This window comes from Klebsiella sp. 18074, assembly GCF_902705905.1.
GTDB classification, from domain to species: domain Bacteria; phylum Pseudomonadota; class Gammaproteobacteria; order Enterobacterales; family Enterobacteriaceae; genus Klebsiella; species Klebsiella terrigena.
Genome location: NZ_CACSIS010000044.1, coordinates 1 through 16,957 on the forward strand (window position 1 = coordinate 1; position 16,957 = coordinate 16,957).

Below are 16,957 nucleotides of genomic sequence, written 5' to 3' on the forward strand. Positions count from 1 at the left end.
TTTCAGGACGGCGATGATCTGGTGCTCGGTGAATCGGATCTTACGCATAGCGATCTCCTCAGGTGACATAATCAGTATGTCGGAAGATCTCTAAAAGTGAATGGGCCGTTTTGGTGGGATACTTACAATGGGCTATGACACGAAAGTTGAGGTTTGCGGGCATGGATTTAGGACTATGGCATGTAGTTCGTTGATCGAATCAGGGATGTGGTCGAAGGATGCGGTCGAGCGGCAGATGAGTCATCAGGAGCGTAACTCTGTACGTGCATCTTACATTCATAAGGCAGAGCACTTGGATGAACGCAGGCTAATGCTGCAGTGGTGGGCTGATTTTCTGGATGCAAATCGGAAAAGCGTTATCTCGCCTTTTGACTATGCAAAGATTAAAAACTCCCTGTCATAAGGAAATAGTGCATCGATAAAACTTACGTTGCACAAAAAAAATACTATGGAGACCTGAGTAAATATCAGGTCTCTTTCAAATTTTTACCGAATTAAAATACAACCCCTGATTGTATCTCTTTTACGAGTTCACCAACGGTAAATATTTTCCAACCTTCTACTTGTACTTCAGTTAAGTTAATTGCAATTTTTAATGTTGGCCATGCTGCTTCAACGGTTGCAATAATCTCATGTACTGAGTTCTGCAAATCCAATCCTGGTACCGGAGGTTGATATCCTTTGTGCTGCATAATATGAATGTCTCCGTGAACAGATGGGTCAGTGAGTTCATAAATATCTTTCCAGGAGTCAGCCTTTAGTAATCCCTGTTGAGAACGCAAGCGTTGAATAATTGCCATCTCAGCCTGAGTGACAAATATACCTTCATGTAGAGGTTGTTTACGATGGCAATCTTTGCAAAGAACATGGAGGTTTTCTGCTGAGTTATCGTATTTAACACCATTTCTATGATGAACATCGCAGAGTTGGCGTGTGGAGCTTAAATCAACACCGCAATCATTACATTTATAGCTTGCTTGTTCACGTACAGATCGCGAAATATCTTTCCAATTATCTACATAGCCACTATTTGCTTTATCATGAATACCTTTTGGCATATGACGGAAACAGGTACTGTAGTGAGAGAAAAAATTATTTAAGGAGAACGATTTAAATATTATTCTCTTTTGTATCTTATCAATACTACCTTTATAATTTAGTCGTTCAAGGCAATTCATGCAAACTCTCAAGTCAGCATCTTGACTGCGACCTAAACCATCGTCAATTTCAAATAAACCATCAACACGGTTTGTTGCATGGTAGCGTTCAAAACGATTTTTCTGGCGCATTTCGTCAAGAGTTCTACACCATGCGATATGAAATCTTTTTCCTTTCTCACCATCCTCAATAGCTGCATCATACCGTCCGGAGTGATCCCGAATATACAGAAGAACTTGACGACCCTGGTAGGAAATTAAACCACTACCAGGATCAAGGTCAGCAATACTGACTTCCTTTCCTGCAGACAATTCAATATCAATAGGATCGAATACAACAAGCGCTTCATCAAGAGAAAATTCAGCACCAGAAGGAAGCATTTTTTTTCCTAGCGCAATCAATTCAGAAAAATCAAGAGTTAACTTCATTTTGACTATTCCTGAATAATACGACGAATTTGTAATTCGGCATTTGTAATAACTTTAAACGTGACTCGTCGTGAACGGCTTGGGTCTTCTTTTCCTTCAGGGGTAAGAATTGGATGTGAAGATGAATATCCTACCGCAGAAAATTTACTTTTCACCCATTTTTGGTGGGCAGCTGATTCTTTTAAAGAGTAGACATATTGTAATACTGCACGAGTTCTTCCTTGAGATAACTCCATATTATTAAAATAGGCAATGTCTTGATTGGCTGCACCCGTCCAATCTGTACTGGTATGTCCCTCTATACGTACTTCAGTAATATGCTGCTTATACTCATCTAATACTTTCAAATAGCGTGGGAAAAAGTCGTTAAGAATTTCTTTGAATTTTGGTTTTAAGTCTGAGCTGCCTAATCCAAAAAGAACATCAGGGGATTTAAACCTTACTTCAAGGGTTTGCTTATCGATTTCGGCATCCCAGGATGGTAGGTCTTTCGAAAACTCAACCTCTAAAGCATTATAAAGCTGCTGTTGAGCTTGCTCATAGGCAACAGCCACTTCTTTTATTTTTTCTTTTTCAATACGCACATAATGCATATAAGCAATAGAGATAAACATAAATACCATCATCAGTCCGGCCATTAGGTCTGACATAGAAACCCAGTGTTCATTATCTTGGGTTTTCTTCGGGGTAGGTTTGCCTATAATTTTATCCATTGATTGTTACCCACGGTTTTGTCTTGAGTTAATTAATGGTTGTAGTTGGCCAAGAACACTTTGATATTCTTTTATTAGATGATCGTAATTTTTAACAAATCCCTGGCTGATTGCCAGTAATGAATTTCCTAGTGCTTGCATTTCCCTATTCATTTCACGTTCAGTAGCTTGTTCAAAAGCGTGCAGTTGTTCGTTGATGGAACTACCAAAGCGCTCAACTGATTCTTTTACCTGTGAATTCAAACCTGCACTAGCTTTGTCAAATGTTGACTGGATGGTTCCAAACATATTATCTGCATTATTAGATAACTGTTGATTAAACTTATCACCGGTTTTAGTGAAGAGGTCAATAACACTGGCTGTGTTTTGTTCCATATTACGGTGAAGATCTTTAGAATGTGATTCAAGAGACTTCAAGAACTCATCACCACTTTGCTTCATTTCAGTAATGGTTTCACCCAAAGTTGATGTCAAAGTCTCAGAAGAATTACTTACATCATGTGCCATTGATGCAAATGCTTGCTGAGTCTGAGTTACCGACTGTCTGAAACCTTCCGAGCCTTCATCCAGGGCAATGCGCATGGCATTTGCATTGGTAAGTAGTTCCTCTCCTGTTTGCCCCAGGGAGGTGCTGACACTCAAGGCACCTGCTTTAAGCAATTCACCTACTTCATTCAGTTTTTCATGGATAGCCGGAACTGCATCGGTTGCTTTGTCACGTAACAAAACAAAAGCATCAAGGTGCTGAGATAACTCGCCTATTTGATGTTGGTTAACCTGTAAAACATCGCGTAACTCAGCCATTGCAAGTGGTATCTCTTTGCACTCCTCCCAGATACCAGCGACTGCACCACGTGTTTCAACTAATGATTCGACACTTTGTTGGTACTGTGCGCCCATTTGTTCGACTTGGGTTTTATAGTTTTCTTGCCAATCGACAAGTTTTTTTACCGAAGCATCAAGAGCTTTAAAGTTCTCACCGAATTGTTCTGTTAAGTTATTATTAAAATCAATAATAACTTGTCTTAGTGCATCAATTATTTGCTCGGTCGCGCCCTTGGCCATCAAATCTGCAAATTGTTGAAGTTGTTCCCATAGTTTATTACTAAATTCATTATGATGAGAAAGTTGGGTGCGAGATGTATCATTTATTTCATTACGTAATAATTTTATCTGTGCTACCAACGAACCTTCTTCACTGCCACTCATTCCCGATACTAACTTTTCCAAAAAATGGTTTTGTTCTTTCAATTCATGGTGAATATGATCTGGAGTGATAAGTTCTGGTTCATTAGTTGCCGATTTATTTCGTTTATTCGCAAAGAAAAATGCATCAAGTGCATTAAATGCAATAGCGAAAAACATACCGACAATACTTGTGATGAAAGCTGTTTTTAAACCACCAAGCAATACTGGAATACTAGTATCAATACTTTCTGTATTAAAATTCAATAAGCCAATAATTATGCCGATAAAGGTACCTAGTATACCTAACGCACCCATTAGTGTCGGCGCATACTCCCTAAATTTACTATGGATATTTTTATAGTCACACCACCAGGCACCAAAGAAGATAAAAATTACGGCCCAAATAAAAATATTGGTTACAAGCATTGAATCAACAGAGTGAAACAAATGTTCAAAAAGCTGAGCTAACATGACGATTCCTGTGTTACGTAATTGTGATTTTTAAGCTTAGCGGCAGGCACAATGGGAAAAATCTTCCAAAGTGCTGCGGACAAACCTCATTTTTGTGATCATTGTAGCAAAAATAATCTAATAATAAATGACATCAATCAGTCTTGAAGGTGGTTACCCATTGAGCTTTTCATTCATGGTAGTAATGTGTGAAGAAATCTGATTCCGTACAAAAGGATGCTTGTGAAGACGCCAACTAACCCTCTTCTGCTGTGGCTTAAAGATTTTCTTAAAAAACGTCAGCTAACAGTAACAGATGGAAGAGCTCTCTATGCCTATCGATGCGAAGATGTCGAATTCGCGAAACTGGCTCAGATTCTTAGCAGTCATGTCCCTCGAACCTATCCCAAAACGGTCTTTATTTCTTACAGCGATGTTTTGTTCTGTCTTTATGCAGCCGAATTTATTCGTCGGAATCACACTGCTGGACATCCCAAATGGGATGCTATTTTACAGTCCATAAACTGGCAAATTCCATATCAGCATCGGCAGAAGCTTGTCAGTGAAGGTATACGCTACTGGAAAAGAGAAGTGAGGAGTCTGGGGCAAGCTTCAGGTTACTTACATACACTGGCCTGCGAAGGTGGATTGCCAGTGCGTATGATAGAAAACGAGAGTGGTTATTTAATAAACTACTTCAGGCGGATTTATCAGGCTTTGAGAGGGTCACAAGGTAATGTCTCAGCAGTTAAGATTGCGGAAGACTTGAGTGACACTATTCCTGGTACAATGCAAAACGAGCTTGTCTATGAAGTCGCGGGTGAATTTTGCTGGACGCTTTCTAAACTTCTTAACGAAAGTGGTCATCACGGGAGAGATCCTATTGCCTCACTACGCAAGACATTGCCAAACTGGCATCACCAACTACCTCTCGTTCTCCTGGAAGAAAATGCAGCAGAAATAGTCAGGCGTTTACTTTCACAAACATCAGAAACCCGTGCCGCTTCTGGCATCTTAATTGAAAGAATTTGGATCGATGTCGATGACAGTTGGTTCTGTGATGCACGCTTCCGTTTTCCTGGGATGCTACGTACTGAACAGCTTAAAGCCTTATTTGAATGTGAAATACAACAAGATCAATCGCGACTGATTATTTCTGCACAATGGATAAATGGTGGGGCACGTCTGGCAATGCTAAGCCGTCATGAACATCAAGATTGGCGGATTGAGTTGTTGCCAGCTGCGACACAAAAAATTTCAGGCATGGAGGCGATGGGAGAAATATCATTAATGTTGTTTGATGGGCCAGCGCTCATAGGCAGGGGAATTCCGAAAGGAGGATACGAACTGGCAGAAGATCTCCCTTGGGTTTTTGAAGCTATGAACGAAAGCGAGTCACAGCTGAAATTATTCGGAATGGGTTCTGTTAGTTCTGTGCAAGCAGCTCTATTTATCTCATTGCCTGCAAATAGCAATCTGGATATCAGTGGTGAGGGAGACTTCGATATTCCACGACTTTTGACGAATAGTGCACGTAGTCTCACGAAAGTCAGTGGTGTTTTTAGCGTTATTTTGCAAGATGGTGCCATCTGTACTATTCGTACTAAGCAGATATCTGATTCATCGACTGAATATTTTATTAAACCATCAGAGGTCGATCTTGTTAAGTCGGATTATCCTGTTCATCGAGCCTGGCCTAAAATTGCCTGGAAAAAAGACCTTCAGCATGGGATTGTTCCCGAGCTGGAACTTTACTGGCGCTCAATACGTTCAGGGAATATGACATGGTCCTCAGTCTCAACTTCAATGCCTAAAGGGCAAGTTGAAGTACGGCATGTGGTGAATAATGAAGTGTTATTCAGTGGTCGGATGGTTGTTCTACCAGCAGATTTTGATATTAAAATTGTTCCCGACTCAGCCCAAAAAGGAATTATTACTCTTTCCGGGATTGCTGAAACACGGGTGGAACGTTACACAAATAATGAAAATTTTTTATTAAAAACTGACTATCTGGCTCAAGAGTGCATAGTTCCTTTCGATGGTAGTATTTCCAAAAATATCACAATAGACCTGCGTGTTACCTGGCGGGATGGTTGTAACCTTAAGCTATTATTACCCTCTCCAGTGGCCGGTGGTCGATTTGTTAATCAAGAAGGTGAGACATTTTCTGAAGGTATTGCATCAGTAGACCATTTACATGGAGTGAGTGCTGATTTACTTACAATATCCCCAGCAGGGAAAGGTTTTCTAAACGTTAAGTTACAAGATGAGAATCCACTTTCTAAAGATCTTCATTATTTATCTATGGATATTCCATTATTAACTGGGCGAAATGAAAACCTACAACAAATTTCACTATATGAAAAATATAATCTATTAAAGTCGTTCCTCGCGTGTTCATGGTCAAATAATAGTTCATTGCGTATTGATTTTTATGCTGATAAGTTAGGAGGTCTCAGTTCATCGCTAAGCGTTACACGATATGATGGTAAGTTTGTTGAGCGACATGGACGACTATATATTGATGTGCAAGACGTAATAAATTTCCCACAAGAGCGTGTTAGTGAAGTTATTGTGCAAGCTGTTTCACTTATAGATCCAGACTCTCATACGATAACTCTACAAAAAGATGTATTGGGCTATGATTTTTCGTCATTGAATGAGAGTGGTGGTTCGTGGTTGATTATTGGAAAGTTAGATAACTATATTAGAATTGAACCATTATTAAAATGGGGTACAACATTATCATTAGATAATGATCTACTCATAAAATCACTTTGTGAGCCGGAGCGATCAAAGCGTAAAAATGAGATAAACTTACTGCTATCCGATATAAAAAACAATCCATTACAGCAGTCTGCTTACTCAGTGGTCGAATATTTAAAAAAATATAAAAACTCAGATGATTTACCTTTGCATGTGCACGATTTGTTTAACAAGTTCGCCAGGGATCCACTGGCTCTAATTCAGCTCTTAATCGCATCATGCTTGTCTGGTGACAGTGAGCTTATTTACGATATGCAAAATGAATTGCCATTCTCATGGGGTTGGATTCCATTTGAGCATTGGAGAAAATCGTTTCATGATAGTTATGTTTCTCTTGCAGTTCAGCTCGGTGATGAAACTCTGGCATTAAATATATTACAGCCATTTGTTGTGTTTATTAGTAATAGAGCGGCCATTGACCGTCGATTCGCAGTGGTTGTCAATATGCTTAAACTAAAATTTAAATCATCACAATCATTGTGTTCTGGAGTTCCATTAGTGGACCATGAGCAGTTTAATGAAGCGAAACAAATGCTGGTACGCAATCCAGATAGTTTTGGTCGTGTTGGGACCTTTACTAAGGACCAATGGTTATCGGCCATATCACCTGACCTGATTCCTATATTTAAAAAATTTTGGAATGAAGATAGGTATCACACGAAATTTGAAAAACTATTTAATTTGATGTTGGTCGCCTCGTTGTTATCTCATAAAGATAATAATGTAATGTACCAACTTTCTTCACTATTCGAAATCCACTATCAACAAGCCCCGCAACAATTGGGTATCATTTATCAGTATTATTTTGAGCAAGCAGGAGTTTGTCATTGATGAAAGTCCAGCAACTTCATTATGCACCGCTTTTAGATCAGCTGCATCAGCGAGCAGTGCGTTCGGTGGTGAGTCAATTAGCATTGCGTAGCAAATCGCTGACCGAATATCTGGAATCTCAGTATTTCAGAACACCAGGACAACAAGGATCCTTGCTTGCCGATCCCGTATTTGAAAGTACTTTCGGTTGGATGCCTGCCAGTGAAACAATGGATGCCCTTAGAGGCAAACTCATATCTAACCATTTGGTTAATGCACTTGGTCATGCACCGGTGCCTTTTTCCCATCAGCTAACAGCCTGGCGTACTATTCTTGAAGATAAACAGTCCTTGTTAGTGAGTAGTGGTACTGGATCAGGAAAAACAGAATGTTTCATGGTACCTGTGCTGGAGGACCTGATTCGAGAGCAAGAAGCGCACAGACAGCCACTGACGGGGACTCAGGCTATTTTTTTGTACCCGCTTAATGCCCTAATCAACAGTCAGCAGGAACGGTTACGTGACTGGACCAAAGGATTTAAAGGAAAAATTCGCTTTGCGCTTTATAACGGTGAAACGAAACACACGAAATATGAGGTTCAGGAAGAGCAGAGAAAAGTTCCGGAACAAGCTTTGAGTAGAGAGGAAATATACGAGTCCCCACCTTCTATTATGGTGACGAATACCACCATGCTGGAATATATGCTTATTCGACGTAAAGATGCTCCTATCGTTGATAAATCACAGGGGATGTTGAAATATATCGTTCTTGATGAGGCGCATAGCTATATTGGTTCCCAGGCGGCAGAGCTGGCATTATTACTGCGCCGTGTCATGCAGGCCTTTAATGTTGGTCCAGGGACTGATAATCCTGTTCAGGTCATTGCAACATCGGCCACGATTGGTGAAGATTCAGTCGAGGGTAATCAAGAATTGGCAAAATTTGTCGCTGATTTGGCCGGAGTGACTGAGCGGAATGTAAAAGTAGTACGTGGTTACCGTCAGATCCCACCTATATCTGATACGCATATTCGAGCTGAATTTCCATTGTCATTAACTTCACTTAATGATCTTACCCCAACGGAACTTTATCAGCAGCTTTGTCAGTACCGAGTGACACAAGAACTCCGCCGAGCATTAACTCAGCATAAGAACCCTGCGGTGCGTTTAAGCGAATTAAGGGTGATTGCCCGGAATATCTGGCCTGAAATATCTAATCAAGAGTTATTACAATTACTTGATCTGATGGCTAAAGCGCGTACTGATACATCTGATAATTCGCTAGCTTTTACCCCTTTACGTATGCATGGGTTTATTCGAACGTTGGCAGGGCTCTGGGCATGTTCAAATCGGCAATGTGCTCATAAATCTCCAGAATTAAAAAATAAGGATTGGCCGTTCGGCCAGATTTGGTCTGAGCAACGCCTGTTTTGTGATTGCGGTGCACCTGTTTTCGAAGTACTCCGTTGTTCCGGCTGTGGCACCGCTTACTTATCGGCTAAGGAAGAATTAAAAAACGATGGCACTACATGGTTGTCTGCTCAACCCACTGCTGCCGATGAAGACGAGTTTGCTCTTGAAGTAGACTTATATCGTGATGATGAAGATGAAAACAGCGAAGATAGCAGTCATCAGTTTGATCGTCTTTTAGCTGACACTGGTGAGAAAATAGTTGTCTCATTGGAAGAAAACTCTCACGGGAAAATAGTCAATAATTCTGCAACCGGTTATGAAGTGAATTTGCTGAGACCGGAACATCGTGATGCAGGGAAATCGACATTTTTTACATGTATTTGCTGTGGTGATGCTGAGCGGAAAAATAACCCTTTATTTCGCCCACTGCGTTTGGGGGCACCTTTCTTTCTAAGTGACATTATTCCAACGTTACTTGAATTCTCCCCATTACCAAAAAACCTGGAAGAACAGCAAGGGCCTTTCAGTGGTCGCCGGTTACTGACGTTTACCGATTCCCGTCAGGGTACGGCTCGAATCTCTGCTCGGTTACAGCAAGATGCAGATAAAGCAACCCTCAGAACCCTTTGCTATCAAGAGTTAGCGAACATAACAGAGCATCCTGTTGGTTTGAGCGATGCGCAGCGAGAACTACTCAAACCTTATATTGCTAAATTTTCTTTAGTTCCAATTCCAGCGTTTAAGAATGCAGTCGAGGCTTTAAGCAAGGCGATAACCTCGAATGAAGCGTTAAGCCCAAATGAAATTCTCGCTTTAAATAATATTACAGCAGCCATCAGTTCAGAAAGCGAAGCACATGCTCAGGCAATAGAAGTGTTACTTTCTGCTTCGGGGGGGCAAAAAGTTAAATCTGTATCCTGGCAAACATTGGTCGAGCAGCTATCCGGTAGTGTTGATCTGGCTGACCGAATGCGAGGTAGTTTCAAAGAAATATCTGGGCTTGATTTAACCAAACAACAGTTTGCCGATTTTTGTCTGTACAGTGAATTTGGACGCCGCCCCAAAAATGCATGGACGTTAGAAAATTTGGGTCTCGTTGCTATTCATTATCCTTTTATTGATAACGTAAATCGTTGTCCTCAGGATTGGAAAAGTCTTCTGCCAGATCCAGATAAGCAACTTGCTGAATGGCGTAATCTACTGAAAATTACCCTTGATTTCTTTATCCGTGAAAATAGTGCTGTTTTTTACGAGAATGAGCAATATCCTCGTTGGATGGGAACGCGTTTCCCGGTAAAAATGCTACAAGGTCCGGATAAAAAATATAAAGAACAGAAGCGTGATCAGCTTTGGCCACAAATTCGCGATCGTCATTACAACCGGGTTATTAAGTTACTGGTGGCTGTATTCCCAGCGATTCAGCCAGATCAAACTTACTGGAAAGATTTAGTTAATAATTTAATGAAAGAGGCTTGGGATGCCCTCAGGCCAAATCTACGTCAGTTTGAGTCTGGTTATCAATTTGATATTAAAGAACAAGCTTATTTCTATAGCCCCAAACAGATCTGGCGTTGTCCTTATACCCGGCGCGCACTTGATGTAACCCTGCTCGGTTATTCACCTTATTTACCTGGAAGTGAAGGCATTGCTCCTGAGAAGGCCGTATTGGTTGAAATGCCTGAATTGCCAATGCGCCACTGGCGGCTGTCTGGTGGCGGTGAGTTGCCAAGAGATGAGCGGTTACAATGGCTGGAAGATGACCCGCAAATCAAGAGCGCTCGTCGTGAAGGTGTGTGGTCTACCCGTAGCGACAGACTGGCACTGAAGGATGGCTGGTATCGCCTGGAAGAGCATTCTGCACAACGCACACCTCAACAAAACCAGTTTAACGAAAAACTGTTTAAGGCTGGGAAAGTTAACGTGTTGAACTGCTCTACGACGATGGAAATGGGCGTAGACATTGGCGGTATGAGTTTGGTTGCGATGAATAACGTCCCTCCTGCTCCAGCTAACTATCTGCAGCGTGCAGGCCGTGCAGGGCGTCGAGGTGAATCAGCTTCAGCAGCAATTACCTTATGCAAAAATACCGCCCATGGTATGGAAGTTTTCAAAGATCCGCTTTGGCCATTTAACAGTAGTTCCAAGGCTCCACAGGTACGCTTTGAGAGCGAAAGCATTGTCCAACGCCACGTCAATGCGCTGGTACTTGGTCTGTTTTTAAGGGCGGAAGTGCCGGATGCGACCAAGCTGAGTTGTAAATGGTTTTTTGAGGGTGAAGATAGCCAGTGTCAACGTTTCTTGAATTGGATGAATGGCCAATCAGAAGTATTGGCCAACAAGTTGAAACGGCTGGTTCAGGGAACGGTATTAACGTCTCTGACTACTTCCCAGCTGCTTTCGCGTACCAATTCAATGATGCAGAAAGCAGAGCTTCACTGGCGTAATCAACTCGCTATTTTGCTACAAAATATTGAATCGTTGAAAGCAGACAATATCGGCTGGGAAGAGACTCCTGCCGGTAAAGCAATTGCCTATCAATTACGTGATTATCGTAGCGCATATCTATTTTCAAAATTAATCAGTGAAGCTTTTCTTCCTGGACACGGTTTCCCTGTTGGGGTCGTTAATTTTAACTTCCTGACAGCTGATGAACTTGAAAAGCGTAAAGCGTTAAAAGCCAGTCAACTGGATCAGAAAGAGGGCGTTGAGAACTTTTCACGTAGTCTCGAAAAACTGCCAAGTCGTGACTTGCCTACAGCATTGCGTGAATATGCACCGGGTGCCGATGTGGTTTTAGGCGGAAAAGTCTACCGGTCCGCAGGAATTATGCTCGGTAAAGTATTGGGGAGTGGGCAGGAGCTAAAAGGCGACCATCATATTCCGTGGTTCTGGCACTGCCGCCAATGTGGTGCGGGGTCTACCAGCGCAACATATCCTGCAGGTTGTAGCCATTGTGGTGCAGAAAAATCACTACTTACCGTGAGGCGCTATTTGCAACCGGTTGGTTTTGCGACAGATATCCGTTATCAGGCCCATAACGATGTGTCTATGCCCGCACAATTGCCTTATCAGGACCCTCGGGTTCTGGTGCCTTCAGCTGTATGGGTTTCTCTGCCAGATACATCACTAGGGCGTTACCGCTTCAGCAATAGTGGTGAGTTATTCCATTTCAGCGATGGTGAGTTCGGTAAAGGCTATGCCATTTGCTTGTCTTGTGGGCGCACTGAGTCACAAACGGAAGCTGAACGCACACCGGTAACGCTCAAAAATCCTGCACTAGAAAATACGCATCTTCTGTTACGTGGCGGCAGTAATGATCGGCAGGGCAGCAGCAAGCTGTGCCATGGCCATGTTCATAAAGATTTGTGGTTAGGTTATAGCAGCCGTACAGACATGGTTGAACTGCAGCTTAATGACGAAAACGGTTTGCTGATTACTGATGATGTTGCTGCACGTTCCCTGGCTGTCGCATTACGTGAAGGGTTGGCGCATAAATTAGGTATTGAAAATACCGAGCTGGGCGTCACTATTCAGCAATCCCGCGATAGTAACAATGCTTATGGATACTCGATTTTCATCTATGACAATAATGCAGGCGGGGCAGGTTATGCTGTTCAAATAATTGATCTTTTTAGCGAAGTGTTTAACTACGCCAAAAAGTTACTTGATTGCTCATGCGATAAATTCTGTCATCACTGCTTACTCAGTTACGACAGTCAGCACTATGTAAGTAAGTTGGATCGCCATCGTGCCTTACCATTGCTCACCAGTACGCGTTTGCAGATGTTGAAACTTGCACCGGAATATCAATTCTTCGGGCCGGGCAGCCGGGTTGAAACTATCCCTCTAATGCTGCGTTTATCGCAGCATCTTAGCTCAGGGCGTTACGGCACTCTCTCATTGGTGATATCCGGAGTGACAGAGGAGTGGGATTTTGCGCAGTGGCCATTATTGAAGGATGTACTGCGGTTTGCATCCTCGGGAGGCAAGGTTGAACTGCTAATCACCACCGCATTAGCTGAGTTACCTGAAAAAGTACGCCATCAATTATCTGCATTGTCAGCGATGCCGGGTAACACGTTATGCATCCATCCTGTCCCTGGGAGCCTGCTTGCTCAGGGACAGGGTCGCTGGTTGGCACAAATCGTTGGTGATGATCATTGCCTGCAATGGTCCGCAGGCAATGATGCAACAACTATTCCTGGTGCTAGCTGGGGGCAGAGTGCAACAACTCCTGTTGTATCTTGCCAAGTGTTTGCTGCTAAGGACTTTCCTGGAAATACACTCTCTGCGGAAGAACTGTTACCTGAATTGCCTGCAGGAGCTGTTCGAATCAATTTATCGCGCCAACTGGATGGCTCGCTGGAAGGCTTTGGGTCACGTTTCTGGGCACTTATAAGTAATCAGCACCCGTTTTGGAAGCGTGTTTTCGCCGAAAAGCGTGAGATAGCTCAGGTGCAATACAGCGATCGTTACGTTAACAGTCCTTTCACGGCACGTCTGCTGGCTGAATTGCTGACTGAATTGGTCGAACAGGGGATAGCAGAACGAGCGGCACTCTCGATATCAGTGAAAAAACTCGACTACAGTTCGCGCCAACATGACTCGCTATTTAACGCATGGCTCAACGAGGAAGACAGGGAACAGGTGGTGAGGACATTGTTGGAGGAAGGCTATCTTGGCCCTGCCTGGTCCGGAAATATTTCATGGTTTATTGGTGATAACCGAACGACTGACCATGGCCGTGAGTTAACCGTATCATTCAAAGATGGCAGCACAGGTTATCTATTGCTGGATATGGGGCTTGGCTACTGGCGCTGCCAAGGGGATTCATTCTTTGACTTCGAAGAGCATCCTTCCCGGCAAGTCGAAATCGTTGCTTCCAGCCGAGCCAATCTCATTGCTCCGGATAGCGGTTTGCGTAGCTATATTATTGTCGGGTAATTGAAGGCCCCCTGCCTGTTCAGGGCAGGGGGTTGACGAAGCGCACTATTCTCATGTCTCTGGTTAATAAATAAACTAAATTATTGCGAGATGTCTCCCATTAAGCCATCACATTAATCAGCCATCGTGATACTCTTTAACTCCCTCTTTTTTATCGCAGTATGCCGTGCGGGCACCGATAAGCCGCCGATTTGCATTGCTGCCACAATAGACAGAAAAACCGATGAACGAACAAAATTATGCACCCGGGATGCGGGTCGTTATTCGTGACGCAGAGTGGCGTATTCGTCGTGCAGACAACAGTGGTGATGGCGGTCATTTGCTGATTTGTGATGGCATTTCAGAACTGGTACGCGGTAAAGAAGGCCTGTTTCTGACAGGGTTGGAAGAAAATATTGAAATCCTGGATCCGGCAAAAACGAAACTAGTAGAGGATGACTCCGCCAACTATCAGGCATCGCAACTTTATATCGAAAGCCAGCTTCGCCAGCGAGTGCCGACAGATAATTTGGTCCACTTCGGCCATAACGCGGCGATGGATTCGATGCCTTTCCAGCTTGATCCAACGCTAATGGCGCTGGCGCAGCCACGCCAACGTATATTGATTGCTGATGCGGTCGGTCTGGGTAAAACGCTCGAAGCGGGTATTCTGGTTTCTGAATTAATCCGTCGTGGCCGTGGTAAACGTATTCTGGTGCTGGCGGTTAAATCGATGCTGACCCAGTTTCAGAAAGAATTCTGGAGCCGTTTTGCTATTCCTCTTACCCGTCTTGATTCTGCAGGTTTGCAAAAAGTACGCAACCGTATCCCCACGAACCACAACCCGTTTCACTATTTCGATAAAACGATTATTTCCATCGATACCCTGAAACAAGACATTGAATACCGTCACCATCTGGAAAATGCCTGGTGGGACATTATCGTGATTGATGAAGCGCATAACGTCGCCGAGCGTGGCACTAGTTCATTACGTAGCAAACTGGCGAAATTGTTGGCCGGGCGTAGCGATACGTTAATTATGCTCTCTGCGACCCCTCACGATGGTAAAGCTGAAAGTTTTGCCAGCCTGATGAACATGCTTGATCCCACGGCAATTGCGAATCCTAAAGAGTATGAGTACGCAGATTTCGCCGATAAAAATTTGGTTGTGCGTCGCTTTAAGAAAGACGTCAAAGATCAAATGGCTGGCGAATTCCCGGAGCGAGAAATCAAGGCCTTGAAACGAGACGCGACCTCTGCAGAAGAAGAAGTGTATCGCCGTCTGCTTGAAAGTAAATTCCGCGATGATGACGATGAAGATGCTTCTGCCAACAAAGGTCATCTGTTTAAAATCACGCTGGAGAAAGCCTTATTCTCAAGCCCTATGGCTTGTGCCAGCGTCGTTGCGAACCGTTTAAAGCGCCTGGAAAGCCGTAAAGAAGTTAATAGCCAGAGCCAAATTAACGAACTGCATTCTCTACTGCTGGCTTTGAGTAATGTTGATGCCAGTCAGTTCAGCAAATACCAGCTATTGCTGGAAACCATCCGCAACGATCTCAAATGGAAAGCGAATAATACTGACGACCGTCTGGTGATCTTTACCGAGAGTATTAAGACGCTGGAGTTTTTACACCAGCAACTGCTTGCAGACCTCAAAATAAAACCAGAGCAAGTCGCCACACTGCGTGGCGACCAGGGCGACACTGTGCTGATGGAAACCGTTGAAGCCTTCGGTAAGCAACAGTCACCATTGCGTTTGCTGATCTGTTCGGATGTGGCATCGGAAGGTATCAACTTGCACCACCTGAGCCACAAAATGGTTCACTTCGATATTCCCTGGTCGTTGATGGTATTCCAGCAACGTAACGGGCGTATCGACCGCTACGGCCAAAAGCACGTTCCACAAATTCGTTACCTGTTAACTGAGGCGAATGAGCCGCAAATCAATGGCGATATGCGTGTTCTGGAAGTGCTGATCAACAAAGATGAGCAAGCGCAGAAGAATATCGGCGACAGTTCAGAATTCACGGGTAAGTTTACCCAGGAGGAGGAAGAAGAGCAGGTCGCAGGTTATATGATGCAAGGTAGCGATAACGGTGCCAGCCTCTTTGATGAGCTATTGAACAGTAACGTCGGTGAAAGTGCTGAACACGATTTATTCAGCGAACTGAGTAATGTGGTTTCCGACGACATTCAGTCACTAACGGCCACTGATACCAGCCTCTTCGCTGATGAACAAACCTACTGTGAAAAAGCCCTGGGTTATCTGAAGGCCAGTGGCCAACGTATTCAATACGAAACCTTGCCTGATAACACCTTGTCGCTGGTGGCCCCGGAAGAGTTGCGCCGACGATTTAATCAGCTTCCTCCAGAAATCACCCCGGAAAATGGCCAGCTTTACCTAAGCCAGGATAAAAAAGTCATCACTGATTCCATTATCCGTTCCCGTGGGGAGCAACACGCCTGGCCAGATATTCATTATCTCTGGCAAATCAACCCAGTGGTGCAGTGGTTAGATGACAAAATGCAGTCTGCCTTTGGTCGCCATCAAGCACCCGTGATTCGCCTGCCGCATCTATTTTCGCCAGATGAAGACCATTTTATTCTTTCGGGTTTATTCCCGAATCGTAAATCCCACCCGATGGTGAATTCATGGCTGGTGGTGAGTTTTAATCTTGACCAGCTAACCGGGAGTTTGCCGTTTGCTGAATTCCTGGCAAACAATCCACAGCTTGGCAAAAAGCTAACCAATGCCGGTGGCGAGCAACGTAACCATCAGCGCCAACAGCAGCTACTGGAAAAAGCGATTGATCATGCACGCGATGTTTTTGCACACGATCGTCAGGCATTTGAAGACAAAATTAACCAACAGCTCAATGAACATCTGGAAAAACTGGATGTACTCAGAAAACGCCAAATAGGCCAGCTGGAGCTGGATTTTGCCGAAAATAAACAGCAAGAGTCAGTTAAACAAAACCGTAAAGAGCAGCGCCAACGTGAAATTGAACACAACTTTAACAGCTATATCGAATGGATTGAGGACACGATGACCACAGAAAAAGAACCCTACATTCAGGTCATTGCTGTTATCACCGGAGCGGAGGGTTAA

At 43.5% G+C, this 16,957-nt stretch carries 6 protein-coding genes and 1 pseudogene; 4 read left to right on the forward strand and 3 right to left on the reverse strand.

From position 1 onward, the window contains the following. Positions 1 to 127: 127 nt before the first annotated feature. Positions 128 to 403 (forward strand): annotated as a pseudogene (locus GVK32_RS29305) (tyrosine-type recombinase/integrase); the annotation flags it as partial. Positions 404 to 494: 91 nt separating this feature from the next. On the opposite strand, the gene zorE reads toward GVK32_RS29305, so the two are convergent. From zorE to zorA2, 3 genes are read right to left on the reverse strand one after another with little or no spacing between them, the layout of a single operon-like run. After that, a complete protein-coding gene (gene zorE, locus GVK32_RS26660; protein WP_159873718.1) occupies positions 495 to 1,586 on the reverse strand; it encodes a type II Zorya anti-phage system protein ZorE in 1,092 nt (363 codons plus the stop codon). 5 nt (positions 1,587 to 1,591) lie between these two features. Continuing rightward, complete coding sequence (zorB2, locus tag GVK32_RS26665) at positions 1,592 to 2,299, reverse strand: type II Zorya anti-phage system protein ZorB2 (RefSeq protein ID WP_050946107.1); 708 nt, start codon at positions 2,297 to 2,299, stop codon at positions 1,592 to 1,594. A 6-nt stretch (positions 2,300 to 2,305) separates the two neighbouring features. Further along, complete coding sequence (gene zorA2, locus GVK32_RS26670; RefSeq protein ID WP_159873720.1) at positions 2,306 to 3,958, reverse strand: type II Zorya anti-phage system protein ZorA2; 1,653 nt, start codon at positions 3,956 to 3,958, stop codon at positions 2,306 to 2,308. Between the two features lie 216 nt (positions 3,959 to 4,174). Between zorA2 and GVK32_RS26675 the strand changes: the two genes are divergently transcribed. The 3 genes from GVK32_RS26675 to GVK32_RS26685 all read left to right on the forward strand — a co-directional run bounded on the left by GVK32_RS26675 (position 4,175) and on the right by GVK32_RS26685 (position 16,957). Next, complete coding sequence (locus tag GVK32_RS26675) at positions 4,175 to 7,534, forward strand: STY4851/ECs_5259 family protein (RefSeq protein ID WP_159873722.1); 3,360 nt, start codon at positions 4,175 to 4,177, stop codon at positions 7,532 to 7,534. Continuing rightward, complete coding sequence (locus GVK32_RS26680; protein ID WP_159873724.1) at positions 7,534 to 13,869, forward strand: DEAD/DEAH box helicase; 6,336 nt, start codon at positions 7,534 to 7,536, stop codon at positions 13,867 to 13,869. The genes GVK32_RS26675 and GVK32_RS26680 overlap by 1 nt, the downstream gene beginning before the upstream one ends. A 223-nt stretch (positions 13,870 to 14,092) precedes the next feature. Further along, a complete protein-coding gene (locus GVK32_RS26685; protein WP_159873726.1) occupies positions 14,093 to 16,957 on the forward strand; it encodes a DEAD/DEAH box helicase in 2,865 nt (954 codons plus the stop codon).